The organism is Delftia sp. ASV31, assembly GCF_016428765.1.
In the GTDB taxonomy this organism is placed as follows: Bacteria; Pseudomonadota; Gammaproteobacteria; order Burkholderiales; family Burkholderiaceae_C; genus Comamonas; species Comamonas acidovorans.
On sequence record NZ_JAELTK010000079.1, the window covers coordinates 22,801 to 29,284 of the forward strand.

The window sequence follows — 6,484 nt, forward strand, 5'->3', positions numbered from 1 at the left end:
CGCCCCGCCTCTGCAGCCATGAAAAAAGCGACCTTCGCAGGTCGCTTTTTCATTTCCGGCAGCAGAGATCGCTCATGCCAGCGACGGCGTGACGCGCGGCTGCAGCGAGGCCGCTGCGGTGGCCGCAGCCAGGGCCGCGGAACTGCTGGCGGCACTGTCGCTGGAGACGGCGGACGAGGAAGAGGACAGGCTGGAGGCGCTGGACGCCACGGCCGAACCCGAAGATGAACGCGGCGAGGAACCGGCCTCGATCTGGCCCGTGAGCTCGCCACCCTCTTCGATCACCACCTTGCCGTAGCGGATCTTGCCGCTGACCTTGCCCGTGCCGTAGATGACCAGCTTCTCGCGCACGGTCAGCGTGCCGTCGAACACGCCATGGATCTCGGCGATGTCGATCTCTGCCGTGCCATGGAAGGCGCCCTGCTCGGCGATCTGGATCACGCGCGAGTCCATGGTGGCCTCCACCGTGCCTTCGACCACCAGCGTGTCGCAGTCGGTGATCTCCACGCCCTTGAGCTTGATGTTGGGGCCCACGGTGAGCTTGCTGCCCGGAGAGTCCTGCGACACAGGCGAGGCCTGGCGCTGGGTGGATGCCGGGCTGCTCACGCTGGAGCTGGGCATGACGGCTCCCGAAGGGCTGCCGCCCGTGCTGGCGGCGCCTGTGCCGCTGCCCAGGGTGTTGCGGGAGGTGAAAGCATCGTTGTCGCGCTTGCCAAAGAACGGGTTCTGAACAGCCATGGGTGGGTCTCCTTCGGAAAAATCCGATGCTACGCACACGAACTGGCAACAAATGCCGGCATCTCGCAAGAACAGTAACGAGATGGTTCTCCCGTTTCATGTGCTTGCAAGCCTTTCTCGATCACACACCGCGCATGCGCAGGTCGCGCAGCGGACATGCGCAAATCAATAGGTGCATCTACACTCATTCCATTCCAGGCCACCTGCCCCACGCCCCATGACCTCCTCCACCTCAAGCGCCGCCAGTCCGGTCTGCACCTGCTTCATGGTGCGCAGCCTGTCGCGCAAGATCTCCCAGCTCTATGACGACACGCTGGCGCCCAGCGGCCTGCGCGGCACGCAGTTCAGCCTGCTGGTGCAGGCACGCAATGCGCCCGACGGCCCCCCCACGGTCTCGGCCCTGGCCGAGCAGTTGCACACCGACCGCACGACGATGACGCGCAACCTGCGCACGCTGCAGCAGGCCGGCTTCATCGACCTGGTTCCCGGCGCGGATGCGCGCAGCCGCTGCGTGGTGGTCACGCTCGAAGGCCGCGCCCGCATCCGCGAGGCTGCCGCCCTGTGGCGCCAGGCCCAGCAGCGCGTGCGCGAGCTGTGCGGCAGCGAGCAGATCGGCGCGCTCGAAAGCCTGGTGCTGGGCATGCTGCCCGTGCTGGAAACCGCCACGCAGGAGAGCGCGGAATGAGCGCCGCCCTGCCCTCCGCAGCCCCTGGCGCTGCGGCCAGCGGGTCCGCGCATCCGTTGGTCAGCGGCCCCATCGCCTCCACCCTGGTGCGCCTGGCCGTGCCCAACATGGTGGCGCTGAGCATGTCGGTGCTGGTCGCCGTGGCCGAGACCTACTACGTGGGGCAGCTGGGAACCGTATCGCTGGCGGCCATGGCCCTGGTGTTTCCGCTGGCCATGCTCACGCAGATGATGAGCAACGGCGCCATGGGCAGCGGCGTGTCCTCGGCCATCAGCCGCGCGCTGGGCGCGGGCGACGGCGCGCGTGCGTCGGCACTGGCCCTGCACGCCATCGTGATCGGCGCCATCGCAGGCCTGCTGTACTCGCTCATCTTCGTGCTCTGCGGCGCCACCTTCTACGGCTGGCTGGGCGGGCGCGGCGAGGTGCTGGCAGCAGCCACGGGCTTTGGCGCCGTGCTGTTCAGCGGCGCCATCCTGGTGTGGCTGTGCAATACGCTGGCCTCGGTGGTGCGGGGCACGGGCAATATGCGCATGCCATCGGCCGTGATCTTTGCGGCCTCGCTGGTGCAGATCGTGGTGGGCGGCACGCTGGGGCTGGGCCTGGGTCCCATGCCGCGCTGGGGCATGCCGGGCGTGGCCGTGGGCAACATCGTGGCCATGGTGCTGGCCGTGGCGGCCTTTCTGGCCTACCTGCAGTGGGGCCAGCAGCGCCTGCAGCTGGACTGGCGCACGCCGCGCCTGGCCTGGCCCATGTTCCGCGACATCCTGCGCGTGGGCGCCCTGGCCTGCCTGTCCCCCGTGCAAACGGCGCTGGCCGCGCTGCTGCTGACAGGCATGGTCGCCCGCCTAGGCCCGCTGGCCCTGGCCGGCTACGGCATAGGCCAGCGGCTGGAGTTCCTGCTGATTCCCATGGCCTTCGGCGTGGGGATGGCCGCCGTGCCCATGGTGGGCATGGCCATGGGCGCCGGCCAGGTGGCCCGCGCGCGCCGCGTGGCCTGGTCGGGCGGCGCCATGGCCGCTGCCCTGCTGGGCGTGCTGGGGCTGGTGGTCATGGTCTGGCCGCAGCTGTGGTCAGGCATCTTCACCGGCGACCCGGCCGTGCGCGCCTACGCCGACCTCTACCTGCGCACCGTGGGCCCGGCCTTCGGGCTGTTCGGCCTGGGACTGGTGCTGTACTTCGCCTCCCTGGGCGCAGGCCGCGTCTGGGCACCCGTGCTGGCCGGCACGGTGCGCCTGCTGATCGTGGTGGTGGGCGGCGGCTGGCTCATGTCCAGCGGCCTGGGCAGCGCCCAGTCGCTGTTCATCCTGGTCGCCGTGGCCATGGCCGCCTATGGCGCAGGCACGGCCTGGGCCGTGTGGCGCGCGCGCTGGGGGTGAAGAAACGCAAAAAGAAGGCTCGCAGTCAGCGGGCCATGCTTCAAGAAACGATGTACGCCGCCGTCCCCGTGGACAGCAAGCTGCCATCGGCCCCCAGGAATTCCATGCGCGTGTTGGCCACGCGCGAACCCAGCCGCAGCACCTCGGCGCGCAGGATGAATTCGCTGCCTATGCCGGGGCGCAGGTAGTCCACGCGCAGGTCGATGGTGCCCAGGCGCGAGAAGCGGTGCAGGCGCTGCAGCGGCGCATCGTCCATGTGCCTGGCACCGATGGCGGCCATGACGGCCAGGCCGCCCATGGAGTCCAGGCCGGCGCTGATCACGCCGCCGTGGATGCGCTGGTAGGCGGCGTGGCCTATGAGCTCGGGCCGCATGGTGATGCGGCCTTCAACCCGCTCGGGCAGCACTTCGGTGATGCGCAGGCCCAGCACCTGGTTGAAGGCGATCTGGCGCTCGAACACTTCGCGCAGCCCGGCGATGAACTCGGGCTCGAACTGCACGGGCGCCTCGGAGGCCTCGGAGACCTTCGTGGATTTCAGCACTGGCTGAAGTCCGGCTTGCGCTTCTCCATGAACGCGGTGAACGCCTCCTTGGCAGCAGGCCCGCCCATCAGCTTGCCGAAGCTCGCGCCCTCCTCGGCCATGCGCTCGCGCACCAGGCCGGACTGGCCGGCCTTCATGAGGCGCTTGGTCTCGATCAGGGCCGACAGCGGCTTGGCGGCCAGCTTCCTGGCCTGGGCCTGGGCCAGCGCATTGCATTCGCTGGGAGGCACGACGCGGTTGACCAGGCCCACTTCCAGGGCGGCTTCGGCCAGGAAGGGCTCGCCCAGCAGCAGGGCCTCGGCCGCGCGGTGGTAGCCGAGCATCTGCGGCAGCAGCAGGCTGGAGGCCGCTTCGGGGCACAGGCCCAGGTTCACGAAGGGCAGCGAGAAGGCCGCGTTGTCGCCCGCATAGACCAGGTCGCAGTGCAGCAGCAAGGTGGTGCCGATGCCCACGGCCGGGCCGCAGACGGCGGCGATCACGGGCTTGGGAAAGGCGGCGATGTTGTGCAGGAAGCGCCAGACGGGGCGCTGCTCGCCCTCCGGCCTGACGGCGCCGCCGGCCGACTGCTTGAGGAAGTCGGCAATGTCGTTGCCCGCGCTGAAGATGGCCATGTCGCCCTGGAAGACCACGCAGCGCACGGCGGCGTCTTCGCCGGCCTGGGCCAGCGCATCGGCCATGCTGGCGTACATGGCCTCGGTGATGGAGTTCTTCTTGTCTGCGCGGTTGAAGGTGATGGTGCAGACACCGGCTTCGGTGTGCACGAGGATGTCCTGGGTGGTTTCGCTCATGATGGTCTTGCCTTGCTTATTCCTTGAAATACACGATCTGGTGGCTGCTCGCCAGCATCACGCCGGCCTCGCTCCACAGCTGGGCGCTCTGGTCGAAGAAGCCGTTGCGAAATTCCTGGCCGCGCGCCTGGGCCAGCAGGTGGCCCGTGCCTGCCGCGGCCAGTTCCTCACGCCCCGCATGGAAGTAGACGGTGATGGACACCGTGCCCGCCGGGGTGCGCTGTGCGCGGCGCAGCCACACGCGCGGGAAGAATACGTCAGCCAGGCCGGCCAGCGCGCAAAAATCCAGTGCGCGCGGCGGCTCGTCGCGCACCCACAGGCGCGTGAGGCTGTCGGTCTCGCGGCCATCCCAGGTCTGGGGAATGATGCCGTCGAGAAAGCGCATGTCGTAGCGGTTGAGCCATTCCACGCCGCCCAGAGGCGGCACGCGCGGCACGGCGGCGGGCGACGGTACCTCGGGCATGGTCAGGTCGGTGCCGCCCCAGGTGCTGCGCCGCACGGCCGTGACGGCCGTGGCCGTGGTGACGACCTGGGCATCGCCATCCTGATCGGGCTGGGTGATGGTCAGCAGCCAGTGCTGGGTGGAGCGGTTGGTGCGCACGGGGCGGGCTTCGATGTCGAAGCGCCCCGCGCCCAGCGCGGCTGCGTAGTTGACGGTGATGGACAGCGGATCGCCCAGGCACAGCGGATGCTGCTGGATGGCCTGCACCAGCGCGGCGGCGGTGATGCCGCCGTACGGGCCCACCATGTTCCAGTAGTCCTGCGTGGTCTGGCCCTGGTAGTGGCCAACGGCGCCGGTGGGCGTGAGCGCCACGGCCTGGTCGAGAGGATGGATGTCTGTGCTCATGGCAAACGAGTGTGGTGGCAAGCGTCGCCCGCGTCCGTCAAGCCGGCGACTCTGCGGGTGAGGGAAAGCGCGGGTGGGCCGCGGCGGCCGGCGCCTTGGTCCAGCCCGAGAACACGTCCACGGCCCGGCCCCAGAGCGCGTCGCGCATATCGGCGCGGAAGAAGCCGAAATGCCCTATGCGCCGCAACTGCAGGGCCTTGGGCTCGATGCGCTCGATGCGGCTGGGGGCATTGGCATAAAGCGCGAACAGGTGCTCGGTGCCGCGCCAGGTCATGAGTTCGTCGTCGCTCATGGACAGCGCCATCACCGGAAAGCGCACGGCGGCGTAGCTGCGCGCGGCGGCCTCGCCCTCGGCACCCACGCTGTAGCGCGGATTCAGGCACCAGCGGCGCCACTGCAGCATGACGCCGGCCGGCAGGTCGCCCACCTTGCGCAGGCGCCGGCCCGGAAAGTAGCCGCACAGGCGCGTGGCCACGGGCACCAGCACATGCCAGAAATAGGGAACCATGCGCTTGAGGCGGGGCGCATTGTCGCGCCAGTAGCCGCTGCCGGCCGCAATGCTCAAAAGGCCGTCCACCAGCTGCGGGGAGCGCAGCAGGCCCGGCAGCTGGGCGCCCAGGCTGTGGCCGATCAGGAACAGCGGCTGGTCCGGCAGCTGCGTCTTGGCATGGGCAATCACGGCCTCGTAGTCGCGCGCCCAGTCGCACAGGTCGGCACGCACCTGGCGCAAAGAGCCTTGCAGGGAATCGCCATGGCCCCGGTAGTCAAAGCTGGTCACCCGATAGCCCTGGCCCGCAAGCCAGGTGGCAAAGGCCTCGTAGAAGGCCTGGCGCACCCCCATGGCCCCGCCGATGACCACGCTGGCGCGCGGCGGGCCAGCGGGCGTGTAGACGCGCAGCGCCAGCGTGGCGCCGTCGCTGCTGAGTTGGTGTTGTTCCATGGCTGTCTCCTGGTCGGTGCCGTTTCTGTGCCGGCTCGCATGGATGGGAAAGGATGGGATGAGCGGAAAAGACAAAGCCCCGCGAACGGGGCTTTGAGCAACGGTCAGACCCGCTCGAAGATGCCGGCGGCGCCCTGGCCCATTCCGACGCACATCGTCACCATGCCGTAGCGCAATTGCTTGCGGCGCAGCGCATGCACCACGGTGGCCGAGCGGATGGCGCCCGTGGCGCCCAGCGGGTGGCCCAGGGCAATCGCGCCGCCCATGGGGTTGACCTTGGCGGGGTCCAGGCCCAGCGTGTTGACCACGGCCAGCGACTGGGCGGCAAAGGCTTCGTTGAGCTCGAACCAGTCGATGTCGTCCTGCTTGAGGCCCGCATAGCGCAGCGCGGCCGGGATGGCCTCGATGGGGCCGATGCCCATGATGGCCGGCGGCACGCCCTTGCTGGCATAGCTCACGAAGCGCGCCAGCGGCGTGAGGCCGAAGCGCTGCACGGCGGCGCCGCTGGCCAGGATCAGCACGCCTGCGCCATCGCTGGTCTGCGAGCTGTTGCCGGCCGTCACCGAGCC

General features: G+C 69.4%; 7 protein-coding genes and 1 pseudogene. 2 read left to right on the forward strand and 6 right to left on the reverse strand.

The features are described from left to right. Positions 1–72 precede the first annotated feature (72 nt). Positions 73–738 (reverse strand): polymer-forming cytoskeletal protein, encoded by a 666-nt coding sequence (locus JHD82_RS23020; protein ID WP_012203277.1) that lies wholly within the window; start codon positions 736–738, stop codon positions 73–75. Positions 739–955: 217 nt separating this feature from the next. Here JHD82_RS23020 and JHD82_RS23025 point away from each other — a divergent pair, with 217 nt between their 5' ends. Both JHD82_RS23025 and JHD82_RS23030 read left to right on the forward strand, forming a co-directional pair. Next, a complete protein-coding gene (locus tag JHD82_RS23025) occupies positions 956–1,423 on the forward strand; it encodes a MarR family winged helix-turn-helix transcriptional regulator (protein ID WP_199138977.1) in 468 nt (155 codons plus the stop codon). Further along, on the forward strand, positions 1,420–2,799 hold the full coding sequence (locus tag JHD82_RS23030) for an MATE family efflux transporter (RefSeq protein WP_141830341.1): 1,380 nt from the start codon (positions 1,420–1,422) through the stop codon (positions 2,797–2,799). Before JHD82_RS23025 ends, JHD82_RS23030 begins: the two co-directional genes overlap by 4 nt. Positions 2,800–2,839: 40 nt before the next feature. On the opposite strand, the gene JHD82_RS23035 is transcribed toward JHD82_RS23030, so the two are convergent. From JHD82_RS23035 to JHD82_RS23055, 5 genes and pseudogenes are all read right to left on the reverse strand, one after another. Further along, positions 2,840–3,340 (reverse strand): thioesterase family protein, encoded by a 501-nt coding sequence (locus tag JHD82_RS23035; RefSeq protein WP_199138979.1) that lies wholly within the window; start codon positions 3,338–3,340, stop codon positions 2,840–2,842. Further along, positions 3,334–4,128 carry an enoyl-CoA hydratase gene (locus JHD82_RS23040; RefSeq protein WP_199138981.1) on the reverse strand — a complete coding sequence of 265 codons (795 nt, stop codon included), beginning with the start codon at positions 4,126–4,128 and terminating at the stop codon, positions 3,334–3,336. Before JHD82_RS23040 ends, JHD82_RS23035 begins: the two co-directional genes overlap by 7 nt. 16 nt (positions 4,129–4,144) lie before the next feature. Beyond that, positions 4,145–4,975 (reverse strand): acyl-CoA thioesterase II, encoded by an 831-nt coding sequence (locus JHD82_RS23045; RefSeq protein ID WP_199138983.1) that lies wholly within the window; start codon positions 4,973–4,975, stop codon positions 4,145–4,147. Positions 4,976–5,012: 37 nt separating this feature from the next. After that, entirely contained in the window at positions 5,013–5,915 is a 903-nt protein-coding gene (locus JHD82_RS23050) for an alpha/beta fold hydrolase (RefSeq protein WP_199138985.1), read from the reverse strand. A 104-nt stretch (positions 5,916–6,019) separates the two neighbouring features. After that, positions 6,020–6,484, reverse strand: a pseudogene (locus tag JHD82_RS23055) (acetyl-CoA C-acyltransferase); the annotation flags it as partial.